Raw genomic sequence first — 23484 nt, 5'->3', positions numbered from 1 at the left:
CATCGCACCCCAACAAAAGTAAGAGGTGAATACCATGAAAAAAGAAGTCGTCGCCATGCTGCTGGCCGGCGGCCAGGGAAGCCGTCTCTATGCCCTGACCAGCAACGTGGCAAAGCCCGCTGTCCCCTTCGGCGGGAAGTACCGTATTATTGATTTTCCCCTTTCCAACTGCGTCAACTCCGGCATCGACACGGTGGGCGTCCTCACCCAGTACCGCCCCCTGGAGCTGAACAGCTATCTGGGCAACGGCCAGCCCTGGGACCTGGACCGGTCTGACGGCGGCGTTCACATCCTCCCCCCCTACCTGGGCGAGGGCGAGAAGGGCAGCTGGTACAAGGGCACCGCCAACGCCATCTACCAGAACATCGGCTTTCTGGATATGTATGACCCCGAGTACGTAGTGGTTCTGTCCGGCGACCACATCTATAAGATGGACTACTCCGAGATGGTCACCTTCCACAAGAAGTCCCAGGCGGCCTGCACCATCTCGGTGCTGGAGGTCACCATGGATGAGGCCAAGCGCTTCGGCATTCTGAACGTGGAGGCCGACGACAAGGTCTACGAGTTTGAGGAGAAGCCCCCCCAGCCCAAGAGCAACCTGGCCTCCATGGGCATCTATGTATTCACCTGGTCCAAGCTGCGCAAATATCTCATCGACGACGAGGCCGACCCCAATTCCTCCAACGACTTCGGCAAGAACATCATCCCCAACATGCTGAACGCCGGCGAGAAGCTGATGGCCTACCGCTTCGCGGGCTACTGGAAGGATGTAGGCACCATCGACTCTCTTTGGGACGCCAACATGGACCTGCTGTCCCGGAACAGCGGCCTGGACATGTACGACGAGAGCTGGCCCATCTACGCCCGCACGCCCATCAAGCCCCCCCATGTCACCGGGCCCGACGCCTCCATCTCTCACTCTCTGGTCACCGGCGGCAGCCAGGTGGACGGCACTGTGGCCAACTCAGTTCTGTTCAACTCGGTCACCGTGGAACAAGGGGCCGACATCCAGTACTCCATCCTCATGCCCGGCGCCACCGTCAAGGCGGGGGCCAAGGTTCACTACTCCATCGTGGCGGAGAACGCCACCATCGGCCCCGAGGCCGTTGTGGGCTCCGCCCCTGACGGCAGCGAGGACTGGGGCATCGCCGTGGTAGCCAGCGGAGTCAACGTGGGCGAAAAGGCCGCGGTCTCGCCCAAGGCCATGATTCGTGAAGATGTGAAGGGAGGTGAGCGGGCATGAATGACCTGCATGGAATTTTGTTCGCGTACCGCTCCGACGCCAATCTGGGTGAGCTGACCCGCCACCGCAACACCTGCTCCGTCCCCTTCGGCGGCCGGTACCGCCTCATCGACTTTATGCTCTCCAGCTATGTCAACGCCGGCATTACCGACGTTGGCCTGGTGGTGCACCAGAGCTATCAGTCTCTGCTGGACCACCTGGGCTCCGGCAAGGATTGGGAGCTGAGCCGCAAGCACGGCGGCCTGCGCATCCTGCCCCCCTTCAGCTACGCGGAGCTGGGCCATGGCGAGTACCGGGGCAATATGGAGGCCCTGTCCGGTGTGGCCGACTATCTGGAGGACATCCGTCAGGACTATGTCATCCTGGCCTGGGGCGATCAGGCCATCAACCTGCCCGTCAGTCAGGTCTTTGAGCAGCACCTGAACTCCGGGGCAGACATCACCATGGTGTGCACTCCCACCCTGCGGGGCGCCCCTCAGTTCTCCGAATATGTGGAGGTCAGCGCCGAGGGCCGGGTCACCGATCTTTCGGTCCACCCCACCACCGCCGACAAGGCGCTGGAGTCCCTGGAGGTGTACATCCTGTCCAAGAAGCTTCTGCTGGACATGGTGAACTACTGCTCCGCCCACGACGTGTACAACTTCAGCCGCGGCGTTCTTCAGCCCCGCCTGAAGTCTCTGAAAATCGTCCCCTATGTCCACAAGGGCTATGTGGCCCGCTTCCAGTCGGTGGGCGATTACTTCCAGCGCTCCCACGACCTGCTGGACCCCGCCGTCCGGGCCGACCTGTTCAACCCCGCCCGTCCCATCCGCACCAAGGACCAGTCCAACCCCTCCACCTACTACGGGCCCGAGTCGGTCTCCAAATACTCCCTGGTGTCCGATGGCTGCTATATCGAGGGCGAGGTGGAGAACTCCATCCTCTCCCGGGGCGTCATCGTGGAAAAGGGCGCCAAGGTGTCCAACAGTGTGCTCATGCAGGGCACGGTGGTCAAGGCGGGGGCCTCCTTGTCCTATGTCATCACCGACAAGGACGTCACCGTCAATGAGGGCCGTATGCTCATGGGCCACCTCACCTATCCCCTGGCCATTGCCAAGGGCTCTGTCGTCTGATTTTTCACGTAACATCCACCCGTAGGGGGCGGCCTCTGTGCCGCCCCGTTCCTAAGTAAAACCGCTTTCCCTGCTGCCGTCCCCACCCCGGGACGGCGGGGCGGCCCGGAGGCCGCCCCCTACTAACAACCGAAAAGAGGACTAATTTATGAAAATCTTGTTTGCGACCTCCGAGGCGGCCCCCTTCATCAAAACCGGCGGACTGGCCGACGTGGCCGGCTCCCTGCCCCAGGCTCTGGCGGCCGAGGGCCACGAGGTCAAGGTGATCCTCCCCCTCTACGAGGGCATCGGCGAGGACTGGCGGGCCAAGATGACCTTCCTGAAATACTTCAACGTGACACTGGCCTGGCGGCAGGTCTACTGCGGCCTCTTTGAGCTGGAGCACCAGGGCGTCACCTTCTGGTTCGTGGACAACGAGTATTACTTCAAGCGCTGGCAGCTGTACGGCCATTTTGACGACTGCGAGCGCTTCGCCTACTTCTCCCGCGCCGTCATCGAGACCCCGGGCCAGCTGGACTGGGCCCCGGATATCATCCACTGCAACGACTGGCAGACCGCCCTGGTCCCCGTCTACCTCCTGGAGGAGAAATACCGCATTCCCCAGCTGGCCGGAGCCAGGAGCGTCTACACCATCCACAACATCGAGTATCAGGGCCGCTACGGCGACCAGGTCCTCCAGGACGTCATCGGCCTGGACCGCAGCTACTTCAATGAGGGGATGCTGGCCTATCACCGGGATGTAAACCTGATGAAGGGGGCCATTATGTCCTCCAACTTTGTCACCACCGTCTCCCCCACCTACGCCCAGGAGCTGCGCACCCCCTTCTACGCCCACGGCCTGGACGGGGTCATCAACCAGCAGAGCGGCAAGCTGGAGGGCATCCTCAACGGCATTGATGTGGCGCTCTATGATCCTGTCAAGATGGAGGGTCTGGCCGCCAACTTCACCGCGAAAGCTCCCGTAAAGGGTAAGGCCGCCTGCAAAGCCGCCCTGCAAAAGGCGGTGGGTCTCCAGGAAGACCCGGATGTGCCCCTCATCGCCTGCGTCTCCCGGCTGGTGGGCCACAAGGGCTTCTCCCTGGTCACCGACGCCCTCCACGAGATCATGGGTCTGGGCACCAAGGGCGTGCAGATGGTGGTCCTGGGCACCGGCGACTGGCAGTATGAGGAGGCCTTCCGCCACGCTCAGAGCCAGTATCCCGGCCGTTTCTCCGCCCAGCTGACCTACTCCGCACCCCTGTCCAACATGATCTACGCTGGAGCTGATATCTTCCTCATGCCCTCTGTCTCCGAGCCCTGCGGCCTGAGCCAGATGATCGCCATGCGCTTCGGCACCATCCCCGTGGTCCGGGAGACCGGCGGCCTGAAGGACAGCGTCACCCCCTACAACAAGTTCGAGGGCACCGGCCGGGGCTTCACCTTCACCAACATCAACGCCGGCGATATGATCTGGGTCCTGCGGGAGGCTGTGGACCTGTACAACACCGACAAGAAGGCCTGGCGCGGCCTGCAAAAGGAGGGCATGACCGCCGACTTCTCCTGGAAGAACTCCGCCAGGCAGTATCTGGATATCTATCAGCGCTTGTAACTATTATCGCTAAATGGCCTTGACATTTCCTTTTAAATATTGTATATTATATCTGTACCATTAGTTAGTCATGTATAGTGAATGAAGCACATTCACGGATTCAGAAAGGAGAGAAGTAATGTTTAAACGAATGAAACGCTTTGTATGTTTTGCCCTCGTTTTTTCCTTGCTCTGTATTCCCGCACTTGCCGATTATGACTATTACGCCGAAAATACTCCCATTACTTTGTCACAGCTTCCCCCGGATATAACACTGGTCGAAGCATTAGAGCGGTACCCCCAGCTGCAGAACATATATCCGGTCCGCATTATCAGCGCAGAAAAGGCCGCAGAACGAATTGCACAGGGTGCCACATTGATAACAGATGTAGACGGAGATGCAATTCTGGCTGTTCCATTTCTTTCTCAGTTGAACGCAATAAACATACCCCCTGTATCTGAATCAGAAATTGCTTCCCTTGAGACAAGAGGAGCAGTTTCTCCTTATGCAACATCTTCTTATGGAGTTGCTTGGCCATACTCTTCCCAAAGTGGAAAAGTACCAAATTGCTATTCGTATGCAATCGGTGTTTATTCTCGCTCATACAATCCTGGATCACTTTCAATCGGTTCTGTCTCTTGGGGAGATAATGTGACCACTGTTTCGTCGAGAGTAAATAATGATATGGCTGCTGCATTTAATGGATGGGCTAGGTCAATTTCTTCAAATACTGCTTCAATAAATTCTGATGAGTGGCGCATTGCGTGCAGGGTTGGCAATCGTATTATTTCCCTTAATAACGGACAACATTTAGATCAATGGGATTATCATTTTTGGCTTCAAACGAGCACTGGAACATGGTGTCATAAGCCAGGTTCAGATCCCTCTGAACATTTAGGCTATGTCACTCCCCATAACGAAAAATGGAACCTAAAAATACATTATTCTGACGGTAGTACGCAAATAGTAGAAAACTTTTACGACAGTGTTACTAAATATCTGGCTGTCCATAGTGGATAAGTTTCTAGTTTCCTTCTCCAAGCCCCGTCCATTTGGACGGGGCTTGTTTTGTCCCTGCCTGATAGACCGTTCCGTAAAATCCTCCCCATTTTCCTCCGCTCCGATTGTTGACGCTTCTCTAAAAATCTGGTAAAATACTAGTTTGTCAAGAAGCTTAGCTTCTTTCTGTCTGCAAAAACATACAGGAGGTACTGTTATGGATCAATATACACCCGAATACACCAAGGAGCAGCTGACCGAAATGATCACCGGCAAGCTCCAGCGCAACTTTGGCTGCACTGTAGAGACGGCCAACAACAACCACATGTTCAAGGCCTGCGCCCTGGTCCTGCGGGATATCATGTCCCGCCACCGCATGGCCACCAACAATGAGATCTGGGAGAAGCAGCAGCGGCAGGTCCACTATCTGTCTCTGGAGTTCCTCATGGGCCGCTCTCTGGAGAAGAACGCCTATAACCTGGGGCTCCTGGACACTCTGAGAGAGGTTCTGGAGGACATGGGCTTCTCCGCCTCCGACCTGTTTGAGTCCGAGCCCGACGCCGGCCTGGGCAACGGCGGTCTGGGCCGTCTGGCCGCCTGCTACCTGGACTCCATGACCACCCTGGAGATTCCCGCCACCGGCTACTCCATCTGCTACGAGCTGGGCATCTTCAAGCAGAAGATCGTGGAGGGCAAGCAGGTGGAGCTGGCCGACAACTGGCTGGGTCTGGGCGACGCCTGGCTGATTCCCAAGATGGAGGAGACCGAGGAGGTCCGCTTCGGCGGCCAGATTGTGGACAGCTGGGACGAGCATGGGGTCAACCACCCGGAGCACGTGGGCTACACTGCGGTGCTGGCCATCCCCCGGGACATGAAGATCGCCGGCTATCAGACCAAGCACACCAACACTCTGCGCCTCTGGGACGCCAAGAGCCCTCTGCCTGTGGACATGTCTCTGTACTCCCGGGGCGAGTACCTCAAGGCGGTGGAACAGCAGGCCATGGCCGAGGTCATCGCCAAGGTCCTCTACCCCGACGACAACCACTACGAGGGCAAATCCCTGCGCCTGAAGCAGCAGTACTTCTTCGTATCGGCCACCATCCAGTCCATCACCCGTAAGCACAAGGCCCAGTACGGCACCCTGCGCAACTTCGCCCGTAAGCACGTTATCCAGATCAACGACACCCACCCCACCCTGGTCATTCCCGAGCTGATGCGCATCCTCATGGATCAGGAGGGCTATGGCTGGGACGAGGCCTGGCATATTGTCACCGACTCTGTCTGCTACACCAACCATACCGTCCTGGCCGAGGCGCTGGAGCGCTGGCCCCAGAAGCTCATTGAGGACCTGCTCCCCCGGATCTGGCAGATCCTGAAGGAGATCGCCGCCCGCTACCAGCAGGAGCTGGAGCGCCGCTACGGAAGCGACATGGGCAAGATCGCCCACATGGCCATCATCTGGGGGGGCGAGGTGCGCATGGCCAACCTGTGCGTCTGCGCCTGCCAGGCCATCAACGGCGTATCCGCCCTCCACTCCGAGATTCTGAAGCGCGACGTATTCCGGGATGCCTACCAGGCCGAGCCCAACAAGTTCAAAAACGTGACCAACGGCATTGATCACCGCCGCTGGCTGTCTCAGATCAACCCCAGGCTGGACGCCCTCATCAAGGACTGCGCCGGCGAGGACCGCTATCTCCTCCACCCCGAGGCCCTGCGGGATTTTGAGAAGTCCAAGGACGACCAGTCCGTCCTCCAGCGCCTGGAGACCATCAAGCTGGAGAATAAACGCCGCTTCGCCTCCTACGTCGCCCGGGAGTCCGGCATCATCCTGAATACTGATGCCATTTTCGACGTCCAGGTGAAGCGCCTGCACGAGTACAAGCGCCAGCTGCTCAACGTGCTGCACATCATCCATCTGTACCAGACGCTCCAGGACAACCCCAACATGGAGTTTACTCCTCAGACCTTCCTCTTTGGCGCCAAGGCAGCCCCGGGCTACCACATTGCCAAGGAGATCATCCAGCTCATCAACTCCCTGGCTGCTCAGATCAACGGCGACCCTGTCTGCAAGGACAAGCTGCAGATGGTCTTTTTAGAGAACTACCGGGTCTCTCTGGCTGAGAAGCTGATGCCCGCCTCCGAGATTTCCGAGCAGATCTCCACCGCCGGCAAGGAGGCCAGCGGCACAGGAAACATGAAGTTCATGATGAACGGCGCTCTCACCATCGGCACCCTGGACGGCGCCAACGTGGAGATGCACCAGCAGCTGGGGGATGAGAACATCTTCCTCTTCGGCCTGACCACCGAGCAGGTGAACCAGCGCAAGCGGGAGGGCTACCGCCCCCACGACATCTACCTCCACAACCCCGCCCTGAAACGGGTGCTGGACCAGCTCACCACCGGCTTCAGCGACGGCGTGTCCTATTCCGACCTGACCCAGCGGCTGCTCTTCGGCGAGGGCGGCAGCCAGGCCGACGAGTATATGCTCCTGGCCGACTTCGACAGCTACTGCGCCGCCCATCAGCGGGCCCTGACCGCTTACGGCGACCGCCGGCTCTGGAATCAGATGTCCCTCATCAACATCGCCCGGTCGGGCATCTTCGCCGCCGACCGCTCCATCCGGGATTACGCCCGGGATATCTGGCACGTGCCCACCCGGAAATAAGCTGCTCCACGCGCAAAGCAGGCGGCTGGCCTCTCGGCCCGGCCGCCTGCTTCCTCTTTTCCCGGTGGGGCGGGGATGTAAAATTGACAGCCTGTCCCCTTGTCAAATCGGGCAAAGGGTGGTACAATAGTATAAGATGTAAAGAAACTATAAATACTGCATCGGGAAGGAAGTGGGACCTGGAATGAAAGGCCGAAGTTGCCAGAGAACGGAGAGCTGCCACGAACGAGGGGCGGCGGAACGGGCCGGGTCCCTGTCCCGCCGCCGGTAAGCCGGAGAGGGCCCTCCTCTCCCCCTGGATTCGTGCAGCCACAGGTGGGCCGTCCCGAAGGGAGTACGGTGCGCCTGTGGTTTTTGTGCTTTTCGTTTTGGCTATTCCGCCCCGGGCGGGGCAAAAACGAAAGGGGGAACCGTCCCATGCACGACAACTACAATCAGGACCTGCTGATGGAGCTGGTCCAGGCCCGCCAATTCCGCCGCCTGCGGGAGATTTTGGTCGAGATGAACGAGGTGGACATCGCCGACTTTCTGGAGGAGCTGGAGGTCAACCAGGAGATTCTGGTCTTCCGCCTGCTGCCCAAGGAGCTGGCGGCGGAGGTCTTTTCCTACCTGGAGGATATCGAGGACCAGGAGAAGCTCATCGGCGCCCTCAGCGACAGGGAGCTGCGGGAGGTTCTGAACGAGCTGTACCTGGACGACACGGTGGACCTCATCGAGGACATGCCCGCCAACCTGGTGGACCGCATCCTGCGCAACACCGACGCCTCCACCCGCAACCAGATCAACCGGCTGCTCAACTACCCCAAGGACTCCGCCGGCTCCATCATGACCACGGAGTTCGTCTACCTCCACCCCGACTCCACTGTGGAGCAGTCCTTCGCCCGCATCCGGAAGGTGGGCCTGGACAAGGAGACGGTCTACACCTGCTACGTCACCAAAAACCGTGTGCTCCTGGGGGTGGTGACGGTGAAGCGGCTGCTGTTGTCCACCTATGAGACCAAAATAAGCGACATTATGGAGACCAACGTCCTGTCCGTCACCACCCATGAGGACAAGGAGGAGGTCGCCCAGATGTTCTCCAAATACGACCTGTCGGCCCTGCCCGTGGTGGACAGCGACAGCCGGCTGGTGGGCATCATCACCTTCGACGACGCCATGGACGTCATGGAGGAGGAGGCCACTGAGGACATCGAGAAGATGGCCGCCATCCTTCCCACCGACAAGCCCTACTTTCAGACCGGCGTCATCGAGACCTGGAAGCACCGCATCCCCTGGCTGCTGCTGCTGATGATCTCTGCCACCTTCACAGGCACTATCCTGGGCTTCTTCGAGGAGGCTCTGGCCGCCAACGCCGCCCTGACCCTGTTTATCCCCATGCTCATGGACACCGGGGGCAACTCGGGGGGCCAGGCGTCGGTGACCATCATCCGCGCCATGTCCCTGGGGGATGTGGAGTTCGCCGACTGGCTGCGGGTAATCTGGAAGGAGCTGCGGGTGTCCATTCTCTGCGCTCTCACCCTGGGGACGGTGGTGTTTGGAAAGGTCATGGCTGTCGACCAGAAGAGTCCCACCGTGGCCCTGGTGGTGGCCCTGACCATCTTCTTTACCATTGTCATCGCCAAGCTCATCGGCTGCACCCTGCCCATGCTGGCCAAGCGGCTGGGCTTCGACCCCGCCGTTATGGCCTCCCCCTTCATCACCACCATTGTAGACGCCCTGTCTCTTCTGGTCTACTTCGCCATCGCCACCCGGATTTTGGCAATATAAGCCCGGTCCCCGGCCTTTGGCCGGGGACTTGCCGTTATAAGTCGTCCATATTGCGCAGATAGGCCTCGGCGCCGTAGCGCAGGCAGCGGCGCAGCCGCCGCTCTCCCCGCTTGATGGTGCGGGAGACGGTGGACTTGTCGATGCCCATGGACTCGCCGATCTCCCGCATGTTCTTCCCCTCTGCGTAGTACAGCAGGAGCATCTGCCGCTGCTTGGCGGTGACGTCCTCCCGCAGGGCCCGAATCAGGTTACGCTTCAGCCGGCTGATCTCCTGGCTGTTGTCCGCCGCAATCTGGCGGCTGTACATGGCCATGTCGGCGGCGTACAGCTTGCCCTTTCTATATCGTGTATTTGGCATTCCGGCGGTACCCCCTGTCATAGTAGCGCTCGGTGAGAACGGCAAGCTCATTGGCCTCTCTCAGCATGGTGGACAGCATCCGGATCCGGTCCTGGAGCTGGCAGCGCTTGTCCGCATTTTTTGTGCGCTCCAGCCGATATTCCAGCTGGCAGATACGCAGGTCCAGGGCGTGGGCGTGGGCCCGGTACTCCAGCGACAGCTCTGCTAATGTCATGGCAATTCCTCCTCACATTTGAAACGTTCCAAGCACTGGGCGCACAGCCGCCTCCCACGCCTGTATCTGCCCTGGTCGAAGCGGTACTGCTCCCCGCCGCAGAGGGAGCAGTACCAGGCTGGCCGCTCGGCCTGGGCGTCCCTGAGGGGCGGGGCAAAAAAATTTTTATTTTCTACTTGACATACCTCCTATTCTCTGCTATAATAACGTTCGCTGTTGGTGGACAGCCGCCATGTGCTGGTGTAGCTCAGCCGGTAGAGCAGCTGATTTGTAATCAGCAGGTCGGGGGTTCGAATCCGTCCACCAGCTCCACATCGACACAGGCTTTGGATCGTTTCCTTCGCTGTGTCTCCTTTCCAAATCGAACCCGCTTACCCGCAAGGGGCACGCCGCATCCGTAAGGCGGCAGAGCCGCCAACGGCTGCGCAGTCGCTGGGCTTCGATTTGGGGCCGCTTCCGGCGGCTGAGGACAAAAACTGAATATGGAGGAGTTCCCGAGTGGCCAAAGGGGGCAGACTGTAAATCTGTTGCGTTTCGCTTCGGTGGTTCGAATCCACCCTCCTCCACCAAGTCGCCGCAAGCGTTAATCGCTTGTGGCGATTTTTTATCGCCATGCGCTCATTTTCCCGTCAGGGCTGCCGTTTTTCTATTCGTCTCCCGCAGGAGAAAGCCTCCTTTTGAGCAGCGGTGGCACGGCAAAGCCGTGACGGAGGGTTGTATTTCGCCGAAGGCGAAATGTGCGAAGCAGACGAAATTTTGCAGGCCCCGGTTTACCTCGTCTGTTTGCGGCAATTCAGAAAGACGCAGTTATAGAACGTTAGTTCTATAACTGCGTCTAGAATACTCTTTTCTCAGGGAGATGTCAACGGGTAAAATCGAAAATTTGTTCTATTTCGTGCCGGTTTAAGGGACTATACTCTCCGGACATCCCCTCAAAGGCCTTGCGGTCAGCGAAAAACAGCGCCCCGGCCTGAGCCGGGGCGCTGTCGGTGATTACAGTCAAAAATACTTCTTTACGCCCTCGGGGGCCAGGGAGGCGTCGTCGCTGATGGTGATGGTGAACTTGATATTGTGCCGCTCGGCGAACTTGTTCAGCCAATCCAGGAACAGCTCAGTCTCGTGGTCGCAGTCGCCGCCCACGATCTTGGTCAGGCTGTCGATGAAGATGTGGGTAATGTCATAGTTGCCGGCGTACATGCCGCTGATAAAGCCCTTCAGGGCGGTATATCCGGCGATATCGTACTCGCTGGCCTCCACCAGGCGGATGTGGTAGTGGATGTCGAAGGTCAGCTTGTTGCCCTTCTCAATGCAGACCACGTTGCCGTGCTCGGTCTGAACCGCGCTGTTGATCATCTCGATCACGTTTTTGGTCTTGCCAGAGCCCTTCTTGCCCATGATAACACGAATCATGTGTATCACTCCTTATCATTTTGACATTGGGGTGAACGCCCTCTGTTTATATATACTCTACCATATCCCGGCCTTTATTTCAACTAAAATAATTGTGAATTTTTTTGCACAGGGGGCGGTCCGGGTATCTGCTTCTTTTTACTGCCGCACTGTGTCTAAACAGAGGTTTAACTGCCTTCGGAGCATCTGGTCGGTATCAAACAGATACTCACAGATAGCGCTGAAGCCATCCAGACGGGGGTCCAGGTCCTGGTCCAGTCCTGCGGACATCAGGGAAACTGCGCTGATTCCTCTGGAAATCCGGTTGACTGTCACGTCCAAATCAAGTAATTGCTGTTGTAAATTCATAGTTTCCTCCTTGATTTTTCCCCGGAGGTGTGGCATAATCAGATTTGCCAAACCTCCGGGCTTGGTTGATATAGAGTGTTGGCGTGCTTTGCGAGGGTAGCCAGCACTCTATTTTTTCATGCCCTGCTCCACAAGGTCAATTCCCTGTTCAGTGACCTCTGTCCGGGATATCCCAAGAGCGTCCGCACAGCGCTGCAATTTGGCCGCTGTTTCTTCCGTCAATCGCAGTCCGAGGTTGACGCTTTTGGTAATCTCCTTGCGGGGCCGGCCCGTTCTTGGAAACATTTTCTCACCTCGCTTTTTGCTCCTGCAATAATAACAGCATTGCTCGGGCAAAAAGAAGTAACCGCCCCTCCGTCCAAAGAGTGCGGTTACTTCTTGTAACATAAACCTTTGGGCTAACCGTCTGCCGGCAGCGCCCTTTCTATTTTCAGTATAATCTTGTACTTGGATTTTGTCAATACCTTACTCCAGGGAAGTGGTATTGTCTCCTCCGATCACAGCTTCGCCAGCAGTTCTTTGCGCAGGTCCTCATAGCCGGGCTTGCCCAGCAGGGCAAACATGTTCTTCTTATAGGCCTCCACGCCGGGCTGGTTGAAGGGGTTGACCTCCAGCAGGTGGCCGGACAGGCCGCAGACATACTCGAAGAAGTAGATCAGGTAGCCGATGCTCTGGGCGGTGATCCTGGGCATCTCGATGAGCACATTGGGCACGCCGCCGTCCACGTGGGCCAGGATGGTGCCCCGCATAGCCTGCTCGGCCACGAAGGCCAGGGGCTTGCCGGACAGGAAGTTCAGGCCGTCCACGTTGGCGGGGTCGTCGGGAATCTTGTACTCCCCGTCGGGCTCAAACTTCACCACGGTCTCGAACATCAGGCGCTCGCCGTCCTGGATGTACTGACCCATAGAGTGGAGGTCGGCGGTGAACTCCACGCTGGCAGGGAACAGGCCCTTGCCGTCCTTGCCCTCGCTCTCGCCGTAGAGCTGCTTCCACCACTCGGCGAAGAAGCGGAACTTGGGCTCGTAGCCGGCCAGCACCTCGATGCTCTTGCCGGCCTGATACAGGCCGTGTCGGGCGGCGGCGTACTGCCAGGCGGGGTTGTCCAGGCCGGGGACGGTGAGCTCCTCCATGGCCTGACGGGCGCCGCCCATGAGGGCCTCGATGTCCACCCCGGCCACAGCGATGGGCAGCAGACCCACAGCGGTGAGGACGGAGTAGCGGCCGCCCACGTCGTCGGGCACCACGAACTCCTCATAGCCCTCGGTATCGGCCAGGCCCTTCAGGGCCCCGCGGGCCTTGTCGGTGGTGGCGTAGATGCGCTCCTTGGCCCCCTCCTTGCCATACTTCTGCTCCAGCAGGCCCTTAAAGATCCGGAAGGAGACGGCGGGCTCAGTGGTGGTGCCCGACTTGGAGATGACGTTCACCGAGAAGTCCCGGTCGCCGATCAGGTCGATGAGCTCCAGCAGGGCGTCGGTGGACAGGCCGTTGCCGGCGAAGAAGATGTCGGGGGTGTCCTTCTTTTTCAGGTTGTAGTTGTTGGACAGCAGCACCTCAATAACCGCCCGGGCCCCCAGGTAGGAGCCGCCGATGCCGATGACCACCAGCACCTGGGACTGCTTCTGGATTTTCCTGGCCGCCGCCTGGATGCGGGCGAACTCCTCCTTGTCATAGTCCCGGGGCAGGAACACCCAGCCGGTGAAGTCGCCGCCGGGGCCGGTGTGGGCGGCCACCATCTCCGCCGCCTTGGCCAGCCGGTCCTGCCGGGAGGTAAGATAGTCCTCAGGGATGAAGCCGCTCAGCTTGGAAAGATCGAGTTTTAACATTGGAACATTCCTCCTGTGAAAGAATGGGACAAACGCTGTCTGTATTATAGCATACTCTTTAGGGCGTTTCACCAAAAATTTTATCTTTTTCCAGTCCAAAAAAATTTTCTGCAAAAACGAGAAAAAATCAAATTCCCTATTGACAAAGCAAGCCTTAATCAGTATAATAATTTTTGCTGTTCGGACGATTAGCTCAGCTGGTAGAGCATCCGCTTGACGTGCGGGAGGTCACAGGTTCAAGTCCTGTATCGTCCACCATTGTAGACAAAGCCTGCGTTTAACGATAGTTATACGCAGGCTTTGTCCGTACCAAGTAAAATTACACTAAAATCACAATCTTGAATTGGCTATAATTACATATTGCAGGTATCAACAAGCAGATTTAAGGAGATTGGTTCTCCCTTAAACCTGCTTTTATTTATGTTTTAGAAAGTGAGGCAAATATGAAACTTCCATATGGCTATGTTTTGGCTGGCGAGGAAATCATCGTGCATGAAGGAAAGGCGGATGTTGTCCGCAGCATATTTGAGTATTATCTTGTCGGAGCCAGCTTGGGAAAAATTGTTGATATGCTCTTTGCAAAGAGCATTCCCTCCCCAACGGGGAACCCCAAGTGGACCAGAGCAGCCGTTGACAAGCTCCTTACCAACAAGAAATATATTCCGATTGTTGGTATGAAAGTGTATTTAGATACTCAATTCGAAAAAGGTCATCGGTGCAATGTGGATTACGACAAGGCCGGACATCCAAGAAAATCGACCAGATATCAGTCCTCCTCCATAGAAATGGAATAAAGCTGTACAAATCCTGTTCTTTCTGATATACTTGTAAGAAAAGGAGAATGGGATCATGACAGAGAAAGAAATCGGCGAACTCTACATACGTTTGGCATTCCAATATGAGTCCGCAATTAGTCGGCTTCTCGACAAGAAGATAATTGACCAGGATTTGGTGGACAGGCACAGGAAGTCTTTTTACGACTCGTTAAATGAAGAAAAACTCCGGACTGCTCAAAAGATTGGAGATTATACTGAAATCATACGACGTTATATGCGAGGCATGATCTGTGAGGATATGGTGTCATTGACAGGACTGGCAAAGCAATATTCAGTTGATTTCCCTGGATATACCATTCAAAGTTGGATGCGTAGCCGCAACACATTGGAGTTTCTTCGTCAATGGGAGAATGACATAAATGAGGAATTTGATGATAGGGCCTGTGAGGAGCTAATTCACCTGGGGCATACCACATCGCTTACCATTACGCCATCGTTGTGGATTCGAAAGACGCATGCGGTTGGAATGCATGTAAAGCAAGGAAAAGGCGGAGGTGTGAGTGCTTACCCTGAAATTGCAGCAGACTTCCATCTGTGGTTAGATCCGAAAGTGCGGTTAGCAATTGTTCGGAACCGTATGTAGCTTCATTAAGGTTAATATTATTCCTCATGAATAGTCAAAAAACAGGGATTGATATTGACAATATCACAACAGCAATTCAAAAAATACACCATCAGCAAAAAATTGCCAAAATACTAAAAGCGTTGGCCTGGTAGATTTGAATTTTAGTTTGCGAATAAGTTGTAATCGTGATATAATATTTTCTGATAGCTTTTAAGGAATTTACAATAGAATCAGATTCTATAGCAGGAGTTCTGATAAGAGGATGGAAAAACAAATAATTGGTGTTGATTTATTTTCAGGAGCGGGTGGTTTGTCACTTGGCGCCGAGATGGCTGGAATAACAGTCAAATATGCAATAGAAATAGATTCCTTTGCTGCGGAAACCTATAAGGTTAACCACCCATTAACATCTATTATTCATGCTGATATCCGTAAAATAACTGGTTTCCCATACAATTCTTTCAGAAATCAGCTCATTCTATTTGGAGGAGCACCTTGCCAGGGGTTCTCTTCTTCCAATAGACGAACAAATACTCGTAACAACCCAGACAACTGGTTATATAAGGAATTTATTCGTATGGTTCAAATCCTTGATCCACAGTGGGTTGTATTTGAGAATGTGACAGGATTGTTGGAAATGGAATCTGGTGCTTTTTTTAGTAGTATTCTTACTGATTTCCAACACGCGGGATACACATGTTCCTACTCTATACTTAATGCGTCTGACTTTGGTGTACCGCAGAGGAGAAGCAGACTGTTTCTTATCGGCTCCAAAAATGGGGTGCAAATTGATTTGGGAGGGACTCAACCCATGCCGCAAGTTACTGTTAGGGATGCTTTTTGTGATCTCCCAATCTTAGAAAATGGGGCTAATACTGATTGTTTACCATACTCGTGTGAGCCAGATAATGATTATGCCAAACTGATGCGTAATGGTTTAACCCAATGCAGTGGACATTTAGTATCTAAAAATGCTGCATATATTCTGAAACGATATACCCATATCCAGCAAGGACAGAATTGGGCTGCGATTCCGCCAGAATTAATGGAAAACTATGCTGATTCATCACGTTGTCACACAGGCATCTATTATCGCTTAAGAGAGGATCAACCCTCTGTAGTTATTGGAAACTATAGAAAGAATATGATTATCCACCCCTGGGCTGATAGGGGATTGTCTGTACGTGAAGCAGCTAGACTGCAATCATTTCCAGACTGGTACATATTTAAAGGTAGTATTGGGTTTCAGCAACAGCAGGTTGGAAATGCTGTCCCTCCTCTTTTGGCAAAATATGTTTTTCAGAAAGTTGTTGAAAAAATATAGATAGAGAAAGGAAATCATTGATATGGGACGCTATATGGCACGTGATGGGCTCCGATATTATCTGCAATGCAAACAAGAAGGAATAGATCCTAGAACAGGAAAAGAGGTTGATTCTTCCGTAAAGGAATTTCCTGATAGAGACTTTGACTGGGCGGAACAATACTTTCGATTTGAAGAAACCATGAATCAAAAGTACCATCCAAATGTGAATCTGGGGGCAGCAATTGCAGGGGATGGTTTGTTGACGGATCATGGGGTTAATCATGTTAGATCTGTCATATCGCATGCACAATCCATTCTAGTTGATCCTATGCAGTTGACTGGTTATGAACTCTATCTTCTACTTGTATCTATCCACTTTCATGATGTCGGTAATATTTTGGGCAGAGATAAACATGAAGAAAAAATTGAAAGCATTATTGAGAAGATGGGGGATAGTTTACCTCTAGATACGGTGGAACAAGGTTTTGTTACGGCTATTGCGACAGCTCATGGTGGTTATGTGGATGGCAGTAAAGACACGATTCATGCAATGAATATTGTGGATGAATCCTATGATAGTGTTCAAATCCGTTGTAAGCTTCTTGCTGCCATTCTTAGATTTGCAGACGAAATTTCAGATGATTTGGGGAGAGCGGCACCTCCTGAAATTCCTATTCCAGCCGCAAATCAGGCGTATCATGAATACTCCAAAGCGCTAGTTCCCGTCAGTATCGAAGGAGATACTATAAAGTTTCAATTCCGGGTTCCATATGATTTGACGCAAAAGAAAATCGGAAAAAACGGCAAGAAGGTTTACCTATACGACGAGATTTTGAATCGTCTTGCTAAGTGTATGAGAGAATTAGAATACTGTAAAAAGTATGCCTATGGTATGATTCGATTAACGACTTTAAATATTGTGATTGGTTTCCTTAAACAGGGGTCTTCTTATCAGATCCAAGAGAACGTTGCTCTTCGGTTGACCCTCCAGGGATATCCGGATGAAACACGATCTTCAATTTCTGACTATTTGGATGCCGGTCTGCCTGGTACAGCCAGCGGGTTGAAGTTCAAGGATGGTAAAGCTGTACGTGCAGCTATGAGCCTAAAATAGGAAGGTGGTATGACTGATGGCAAATCCTTTTTCAGTAATTTCTCCTGAGGAACTCACGGCCGAACAAGCTGACCAACTTTTTGTCGAAATGCACTCTGATTATCCAGAAATAACTCGACCTGGAAATACGCTCATTATGGGGGCTAGGGGTTGTGGAAAAAGCATGTTGATCCGTTGCTCCCTTCCGGATTTTTTAATGGTAAGGGAGAAAATCTCTTTTTCCAAGCTCCCTTATCTTGCGGTCTGCATATCCATCAAGCGAACAAGTTTAAACTTACAGGAGCTGCACAAACTAGACAATGTGCATATTCCGTATTTGATTAATGAACATTTTCTGACTTTGAATGTTGTCATGCAATCTTTCCTTAGTTTGTCCAAAAACAAATATGAGGATGAGTACTACGATGCAACTGCCTACCAAATATTTTTTGAGAAAACTTATATGCGATACCTAAAAGCTGCAGGGTGTAAGGATACAGTGGAACCAGATTATACTTCACCCAGTAATTTCTTTACATCTCTTTATGAGCACTTATTCCTTATGTCTTGTGATTTTCTTCCATACATCACCAATCTACTTTTCCCGGAAAATCCTGATTTTTCATATTCTCTTCCGTTACTATCTTATTCGCGTTTTATTGTTCCTGTATTTACTAAGATACTGGAACTCCCGGGATTCCCCCAAAATAAAACGCTTCTCATTTTTATTGACGATGCCGATAATTTGAGCATGATACAAACGCAGATTCTTAATTCTTGGCTGGCTAGCCGTACACAACCGACAATTAGCCTAAAAGTGTCTACACAAATTGGACTGTATAAGACTTATTTGACCCCCACGGATGTTTTAGTCGAAGCTCCTCACGACTATCAAGAAATTGACATTTCTTTTTTGTATACGACTAAGCTGGCTGGTGGTAGCTTTTATAAAAAAGCAATCAAAATATTAATCAAAAGGCTTTATTTGAACCATTATGTAGATGAGGCTGCTTTAGAAAGTGATCAAGCGGCAGAAAGTGCATTGAAGTTGTTTTTCCCATCCTATGAAAAGCAGGAGAACGGCGTTGCGGAGCAGGCCAAAATTATCAGCTGCGCTTATGAAACAGATGGCCGAGGATATAGGAAAAATGATGATGTTAGACGCTATGCCATTCCAAACTACATCCGGCAGCTAGGAGGCACTAGTAAATCTCGTCGAACTTACCGTTACGCGGGCCTGGATAATATCATTCATCTGTCCTCTGGTATTATCCGTTATTTATTAGATGCAACCGCCAAAATGTTTGACACTGCGGATAACCAGATTCCTGAAGATGATAAAAGGCTTGGAAAGAAAGTTAAGTTTATTCCTACTGATGTTCAGGATAATGTAATGCGTGCAAAAGCCGACTTTTACCTATTTGCTGAATTACAAAAGGGTAAGGAACTAGAGAGTGGAATTCACGAAATTGCGACATCGACTTCACCTCAAAGTACTACGGATAAGCTAGCAAATTTGATTAATGCAATGGGTAAAACTTTTCATGAGATTTTGGTTTCTGGCGATATTGATAATCCGTTCTCAGGACGTTCAGAGCGAAAAGTCTTTTCTATAGCTCTTTCCAACCCAGAACAAGTCGATCCGGAGTTGCAGCAGGTATTTCAACTTGGTGTTAGACTTGGTTTTCTGCATAAATCATATATTGGCAACAAAGATGGAACAGGGCGAACCTTTCTATATGTCCTTAATCGGTGTTTTGCTCCAATTTTTACGTTGGATCCAACGGGATTTCAGGGTTATTTATTTATGACAAATGACGACCTTCACAAAGCGATTTATTCTGGAAAAGAATTACGACGCATAGACAATGATAAGTCAGATGATGAGAACGGTCTCTATCAGTTATCACTTTTTGACTGCATGGAGGGGTAAATGGTGGATTATCTAAAAAAAGTGCATATTAACGAAACAAATCAGTATTTACCGTCTGAATATGTATTTATTGGCTGTGCAAGCTTTGAAAATCGCTGTCGTACCCTATCAACAGTAGTGGATATTACACATATCAGGAAAACGTATATTATTCGAAACATTGACAGTGGAATGAATATGCATAATGAGGATCATTTTCAAAGCATTTGTAACCAACTCTCGGACAGTATCGCATTAGAGTTACACTTTGAGAATCCCTTAGGAGTATTAGAAGGGCTGCAAAAAGTCATTCAAGAACTAATTACCTCGCAAGAAAAGTCTTTGGTTGTTGATATATCTACCTTTACCCATGAAGTACTATTGATATTTCTTAAAATTCTCCATATCAATCGCAATTATTTTGAATCTATTTTCCTTATATATAATGGTGCGAAAAAATATGAACCTTGGCTTAGCAAAGGTTGCAAAGAGGTTCGTAATGTAATTGGTTACCCCGGCTCTTTTAACCCTGCACAGAAATATCACTTGGTAGTCCTTACAGGATTTGAATGGGAGCGAGCTACTAGACTTGTAGAATTATTGGAGCCGGATGTCCTTTCAATTGGAATCGGAAAAGATCCAACAAACTTAAATCATCAGGAAACCATGACGAGTTTCGAAAATGACTTTAAAAACTGGATGGAAAATCTACAGGGCGTTCGGCACAATCAATTCACATTTTCTTGTAGCGAAATTACCAGTACCATTTCCAGCTTACAAGAAATTCTCACAAGATCTCCTTTAGATAACTTTATTTTTGTGCCGCTGAATACAAAACTATCTACAATATCCACAGCACTAGTTGCCTTGGACAATTCTAGAGTACAGGTGTGTTATCCCATTCCAGAAGTTTATAACATATCTTATTCCGAACCGAGTGATAATGTTTCAATTATTGATTTCTTGGAAATTGACAAATTATCCTAGTCAACAAATTAGGAGAACACTGCTATGAGAATCATAAAGCCATCTTTTGAAATTTTAGGAAATCCAAATCCTTCTGTAATACTCCAAAATATCGAGACATTTGGCCGTGTTTGCTATAAAAGTGAAGAAAATATTACCCCTGAATCTGCAGCACCTTTCATTCGCAGAATATTAAAAAGCGGGCATGAGTCTGTAATTGAACACGAAAAACTCTCTGTGCGAATTATTTGTGATCGCGGTGTTACGCATGAAATCGTACGCCACCGTATTGCAAGTTATAGCCAAGAAAGCACAAGATATTGCAATTATTCAAAGAACAAGTTTGGAAATGAGTTGACTTTCATCAAGCCTTGTTTTTGGACAGAGGACTCTATTGCCTACTCTTTATGGAAAAAACAGATGCAGTCAGCTGAGACATGCTATCTGGCTCTAATCGAAGCAGGTGCAACTCCAGAGCAAGCCCGTAGCATCCTACCTAATAGTTTAAAAACTGAAATCATCGTCACAATGAACTTGAGAGAATGGAGACATTTCTTTCAATTGCGGACTTCTAAACGAGCACACCCGCAAATGCGTGAAGTAGCGATTCCGCTTTTGCAACAGATGCAAGAACTTTTGCCTCCGATTTTTGAAGATATTTGTTATGAATTTTCCGATTAATACTTGACACGCCAACAAAAGATGGAAAATCGGGAACTATTTTAATGTATAGGATCTACATCTTTTTTGTCAATGAAAGACATAAACCCCGCTCTTTTCGAGAGAAAAGAGCGGGGTTTCTTTTTTCACCGCCTGGGGTGGTCTGGGCAGACTTTTGGGAGATGAGCGTAAAAGCATGTCACATCATTTTTACTCTCTCACAAAAACAATTCTGCCTGATTCCATTATGTCGTACGATGGCCTGTTCCGGCAGGTCACTCGTAGAAGAAAAGCCTTCGGCAAGACAAAAATCCATATTGAATATTTTGTGGCTTCATGCTAAAATATCAAGGATTCAGGGCACAATCAAAAATCGCGTATATTGTAGAGGAGCATACCCTCTTGCCCGAAATATCACAGGTAAAAGGAAGGTCATGTATGAAGTCGATCAAATCAAAAATCCAAATCAGTATGTTGTCGGTCGTGCTGATAGGCTCAGCGCTGATCGGCGTGATTACAGCCCTGCTGAACGCCAGTGGAATTGATGACGTCACGACAAAAACCTTGGGTCCCGCTACACAGATGGCCGCGGACGCTGTGGAGTGGAAGATGGGAAACTACTGGACGGCGCTCCAGGAGGCCGCCGCCTCTGATATTTTCCGGGAATCTGACCCGACTGCTCCGGAGCTGGTCCCCCTTCGAGATGATATCGCCCAGCGCAACGGCTTTCTTTACGTCGGCAAAATGGACGCCAGCGGGTTTTCTTCCACGGGATACAGCTACGCGGAAGAAGATTACTTTCAACAGTGCAAGGCCACAGCGAAACCCTATATCTCCGATATTATGAACGACGGACAGCGGATGATCTTCCTGCTGGAGGTGCCTATCATCACCAACGGCCGCTTCGACGGCGTGGTCTATGGCGGAATCAGCGCTGATTTTCTGTCGGACATTGTAATAAATTTGTCCATAGGCAGCGACGGCGTAGCCTATGTGCTGGACAATAAGGGGAATGTCATTGGCCATCGGGAGGCCTCTATTGTAGAAGAGGGCTCCAACATGATTGAAGCCGCAAAATCGGACCCCAGCGTGGCGGATGTAGCGGCTGTGAATCAGCGTATGATCCAGAGGGAAACCGGCTTCGGGGCATATAATTTCTATGGCGACAACAAATTTGTGGGCTTCGCTCCCATTGACGGCAATCAGGAGTGGAGCATCGCCATTGAGACCAGCCAGCGGGAGCTCAAATCCTCCTTGGACCGGAGCATTCTGCTGACCATTCTGGTGGTCATCCTCGTTGTGCTCGCCACATTCCCCGTGGCACTCAAGGTAGGCAGGTCTATCTCCGGACCCATTCAATCCTGTGTTGCCCGGCTGGAGAAGATGGCCGACGGAGACCTGCACACCCCCTCCCCCCGCGTAAAGTCCAGGGATGAAACCGCCCAGCTGGCAAGGGCGCTGGAAACCATGCTGTCCCGTTTGAACGATGTGGCGCAGGATGTGTCCCATCATTTGGGCAAAATGGCGCAGGGAGATTTCCGTGAAACGATCACGCGTACATATTGGGGCGACTTTGTCACCATGGAGCAGTCCATTAAGGCCATCCACAATTCCTTGAAGGATACGCTTTCCCAAATCAGCCGGTCCGCCGGAACCGTGGCCAGCGGCGCCGTTCAGGTATCCAACGGCGCGCAGTCACTGAGCCAGGGAGCCACAGAGCAGGCCAGCACAATCCAGGAAATCTCCGCCACTGCCGACAGCATCGCGGAGAACGCCAGGCACACCGCGGCCGCGGCAGAGGAAGCCGGACATTTTGTGGCTCAGGCAGGCGCGCAGCTGGGCGTCAGCGTGAATTATGTTCAAGAGCTGAATGCCGCTATGGAGAAAATATCCGGCTCCTCCACAGAAATCGGCAAGATTATTGATACCATTGAAAACATTGCGTTCCAGACCAATATTCTGGCCCTAAACGCCGCTGTGGAGGCCGCACGGGCGGGCAGCGCAGGAAAAGGCTTTGCCGTGGTGGCGGATGAGGTGCGTAATTTGGCCTCTAAGTCTGACGAGGCGGCCAAGGCCACCAAGGAGCTGATAGAGGGGTCCATCACCGCTGTCGCAGAGGGCGGCCAGGTGGTCGCGAAGGTGACGGAATCCTTGGGCAAAACCAACTCCATCGCGGAAAATGTAACGATTAAAGTGGACGCGGTTGTGGAGGCGGTAGAAAGTCAGACCACAGCCATCTCTCAGGTGACCGAGGGAATCGACCAAATCTCCTCCGTTATTCAAAGCACCTCTGCCACTTCGGAGCAAAGCGCCGCTACCGCGCAGGAATTGTCGGAGCAATCCCTGCTGATGAATAGCTTAGTAAGCAAGTTCCAGCTAAGTTAAAGTAAACATAGGCCCAACTGTTTTTTAGAAAGCAGTGTCATTCAAAGCGGTTACGATCGCACCGGTGCGGCAAAAGCGCCGGTGCGATCCTCTCTTTTTCTCTGGGATGACAGTATTATAAGGTGGATTACAGCGGACGGGGCAGCTTATTATCAAGTTTTTATGGAATATACTGTTGGAAAACAGCAGTTTCAGGGCACTTACTGCACCGAATAGAGCTAAAAACGCGGCCAGGTTGTATACAACCTGGCCGC

The 23484-nt window shown here is 52.0% G+C and carries 20 protein-coding genes and 3 tRNA genes; 17 read left to right on the top strand and 6 right to left on the bottom strand.

The window, feature by feature from the left end; all coding sequences use genetic code 11:
- Window positions 1-34: 34 nt before the first annotated feature.
- From D1641_RS11340 to mgtE, 6 genes are all read left to right on the top strand, one after another.
- The gene (locus tag D1641_RS11340; RefSeq protein ID WP_160665748.1) at window positions 35-1243 is read left to right on the top strand and encodes a glucose-1-phosphate adenylyltransferase; all 1209 of its coding nucleotides are present in this window, start codon (window positions 35-37) and stop codon (window positions 1241-1243) included.
- Window positions 1240-2355 (top strand): glucose-1-phosphate adenylyltransferase subunit GlgD, encoded by a 1116-nt coding sequence (gene glgD / locus D1641_RS11335; RefSeq protein WP_160665746.1) that lies wholly within the window; start codon window positions 1240-1242, stop codon window positions 2353-2355. Before D1641_RS11340 ends, glgD begins: the two co-directional genes overlap by 4 nt.
- Before the next feature lie 148 nt (window positions 2356-2503).
- Window positions 2504-3943 carry a glycogen synthase GlgA gene (gene glgA, locus D1641_RS11330; RefSeq protein ID WP_160665744.1) on the top strand — a complete coding sequence of 480 codons (1440 nt, stop codon included), beginning with the start codon at window positions 2504-2506 and terminating at the stop codon, window positions 3941-3943.
- Between the two features lie 118 nt (window positions 3944-4061).
- Entirely contained in the window at window positions 4062-4943 is an 882-nt protein-coding gene (locus D1641_RS11325; protein WP_160665741.1) for a hypothetical protein, read from the top strand.
- A 196-nt stretch (window positions 4944-5139) separates the two neighbouring features.
- On the top strand, window positions 5140-7587 hold the full coding sequence (locus D1641_RS11320) for a glycogen/starch/alpha-glucan phosphorylase (protein ID WP_160665739.1): 2448 nt from the start codon (window positions 5140-5142) through the stop codon (window positions 7585-7587).
- A gap of 417 nt (window positions 7588-8004) precedes the next feature.
- The gene (gene mgtE / locus D1641_RS11315; protein ID WP_160665737.1) at window positions 8005-9354 is read left to right on the top strand and encodes a magnesium transporter; all 1350 of its coding nucleotides are present in this window, start codon (window positions 8005-8007) and stop codon (window positions 9352-9354) included.
- A 34-nt stretch (window positions 9355-9388) separates the two neighbouring features.
- Here mgtE and D1641_RS11310 read toward each other — a convergent pair whose 3' ends face one another.
- Together D1641_RS11310 and D1641_RS11305 are read right to left on the bottom strand one after the other, a co-directional pair.
- The gene (locus D1641_RS11310) at window positions 9389-9712 is read right to left on the bottom strand and encodes a sigma-70 family RNA polymerase sigma factor (RefSeq protein ID WP_243149359.1); all 324 of its coding nucleotides are present in this window, start codon (window positions 9710-9712) and stop codon (window positions 9389-9391) included.
- Window positions 9693-9926 (bottom strand): hypothetical protein, encoded by a 234-nt coding sequence (locus tag D1641_RS11305; RefSeq protein WP_160665735.1) that lies wholly within the window; start codon window positions 9924-9926, stop codon window positions 9693-9695. The genes D1641_RS11310 and D1641_RS11305 overlap by 20 nt, the downstream gene beginning before the upstream one ends.
- Before the next feature lie 236 nt (window positions 9927-10162).
- On the opposite strand from D1641_RS11305, the gene D1641_RS11300 reads away from it, so the two are divergent.
- Both D1641_RS11300 and D1641_RS11295 read left to right on the top strand, forming a co-directional pair.
- Window positions 10163-10238, top strand: a tRNA-Thr gene (locus D1641_RS11300).
- 172 nt (window positions 10239-10410) lie between these two features.
- Window positions 10411-10495, top strand: a tRNA-Tyr gene (locus D1641_RS11295).
- A gap of 430 nt (window positions 10496-10925) precedes the next feature.
- Here the strand turns inward: D1641_RS11295 and D1641_RS11290 are convergent.
- From D1641_RS11290 to D1641_RS11280, 3 genes are all read right to left on the bottom strand, one after another.
- Window positions 10926-11336: a hypothetical protein gene (locus D1641_RS11290; protein ID WP_160665733.1), complete on the bottom strand. Its 411-nt coding sequence runs from the start codon at window positions 11334-11336 to the stop codon at window positions 10926-10928.
- 138 nt (window positions 11337-11474) lie between these two features.
- Entirely contained in the window at window positions 11475-11684 is a 210-nt protein-coding gene (locus D1641_RS11285) for a hypothetical protein (RefSeq protein ID WP_160665731.1), read from the bottom strand.
- Between the two features lie 497 nt (window positions 11685-12181).
- On the bottom strand, window positions 12182-13507 hold the full coding sequence (locus tag D1641_RS11280) for a glucose-6-phosphate isomerase (protein ID WP_160665729.1): 1326 nt from the start codon (window positions 13505-13507) through the stop codon (window positions 12182-12184).
- Window positions 13508-13689: 182 nt separating this feature from the next.
- On the opposite strand from D1641_RS11280, the gene D1641_RS11275 reads away from it, so the two are divergent.
- The 9 genes from D1641_RS11275 (at window position 13690) to D1641_RS11235 (ending at window position 23230) form a co-directional block, all read left to right on the top strand.
- Window positions 13690-13765 (top strand) — tRNA-Val (locus D1641_RS11275).
- A gap of 185 nt (window positions 13766-13950) precedes the next feature.
- Complete coding sequence (locus D1641_RS11270) at window positions 13951-14301, top strand: recombinase family protein (RefSeq protein WP_160665727.1); 351 nt, start codon at window positions 13951-13953, stop codon at window positions 14299-14301.
- Between the two features lie 55 nt (window positions 14302-14356).
- The gene (locus tag D1641_RS11265) at window positions 14357-14926 is read left to right on the top strand and encodes a KilA-N domain-containing protein (protein ID WP_160665725.1); all 570 of its coding nucleotides are present in this window, start codon (window positions 14357-14359) and stop codon (window positions 14924-14926) included.
- A 244-nt stretch (window positions 14927-15170) separates the two neighbouring features.
- Window positions 15171-16232, top strand: a complete 1062-nt coding sequence (locus D1641_RS11260; protein ID WP_160665723.1) for a DNA cytosine methyltransferase — start codon at window positions 15171-15173, stop codon at window positions 16230-16232.
- A 22-nt stretch (window positions 16233-16254) separates the two neighbouring features.
- Window positions 16255-17328 carry a hypothetical protein gene (locus tag D1641_RS11255; protein ID WP_160665721.1) on the top strand — a complete coding sequence of 358 codons (1074 nt, stop codon included), beginning with the start codon at window positions 16255-16257 and terminating at the stop codon, window positions 17326-17328.
- A 16-nt stretch (window positions 17329-17344) separates the two neighbouring features.
- Window positions 17345-19240, top strand: coding sequence for a hypothetical protein (locus D1641_RS11250; protein ID WP_160665719.1), 1896 nt, complete (start codon window positions 17345-17347; stop codon window positions 19238-19240).
- Complete coding sequence (locus D1641_RS11245; RefSeq protein WP_160665716.1) at window positions 19241-20206, top strand: hypothetical protein; 966 nt, start codon at window positions 19241-19243, stop codon at window positions 20204-20206.
- 24 nt (window positions 20207-20230) lie between these two features.
- Window positions 20231-20866, top strand: coding sequence for an FAD-dependent thymidylate synthase (gene thyX, locus D1641_RS11240; protein WP_160665714.1), 636 nt, complete (start codon window positions 20231-20233; stop codon window positions 20864-20866).
- 417 nt (window positions 20867-21283) lie between these two features.
- Window positions 21284-23230 carry a methyl-accepting chemotaxis protein gene (locus tag D1641_RS11235; protein ID WP_160665712.1) on the top strand — a complete coding sequence of 649 codons (1947 nt, stop codon included), beginning with the start codon at window positions 21284-21286 and terminating at the stop codon, window positions 23228-23230.
- Between the two features lie 24 nt (window positions 23231-23254).
- Here the strand turns inward: D1641_RS11235 and D1641_RS19260 are convergent.
- A partial coding sequence (locus D1641_RS19260; RefSeq protein WP_207708639.1) for a hypothetical protein occupies window positions 23255-23484 on the bottom strand: 230 nt, incomplete at its 5' end.

Source organism: Colidextribacter sp. OB.20 (genome assembly GCF_009911595.1).
Taxonomy (GTDB): Bacteria; Bacillota; Clostridia; order Oscillospirales; family Oscillospiraceae; genus Lawsonibacter.
This window is presented reverse-complemented; position numbering and strand designations above follow the sequence as displayed.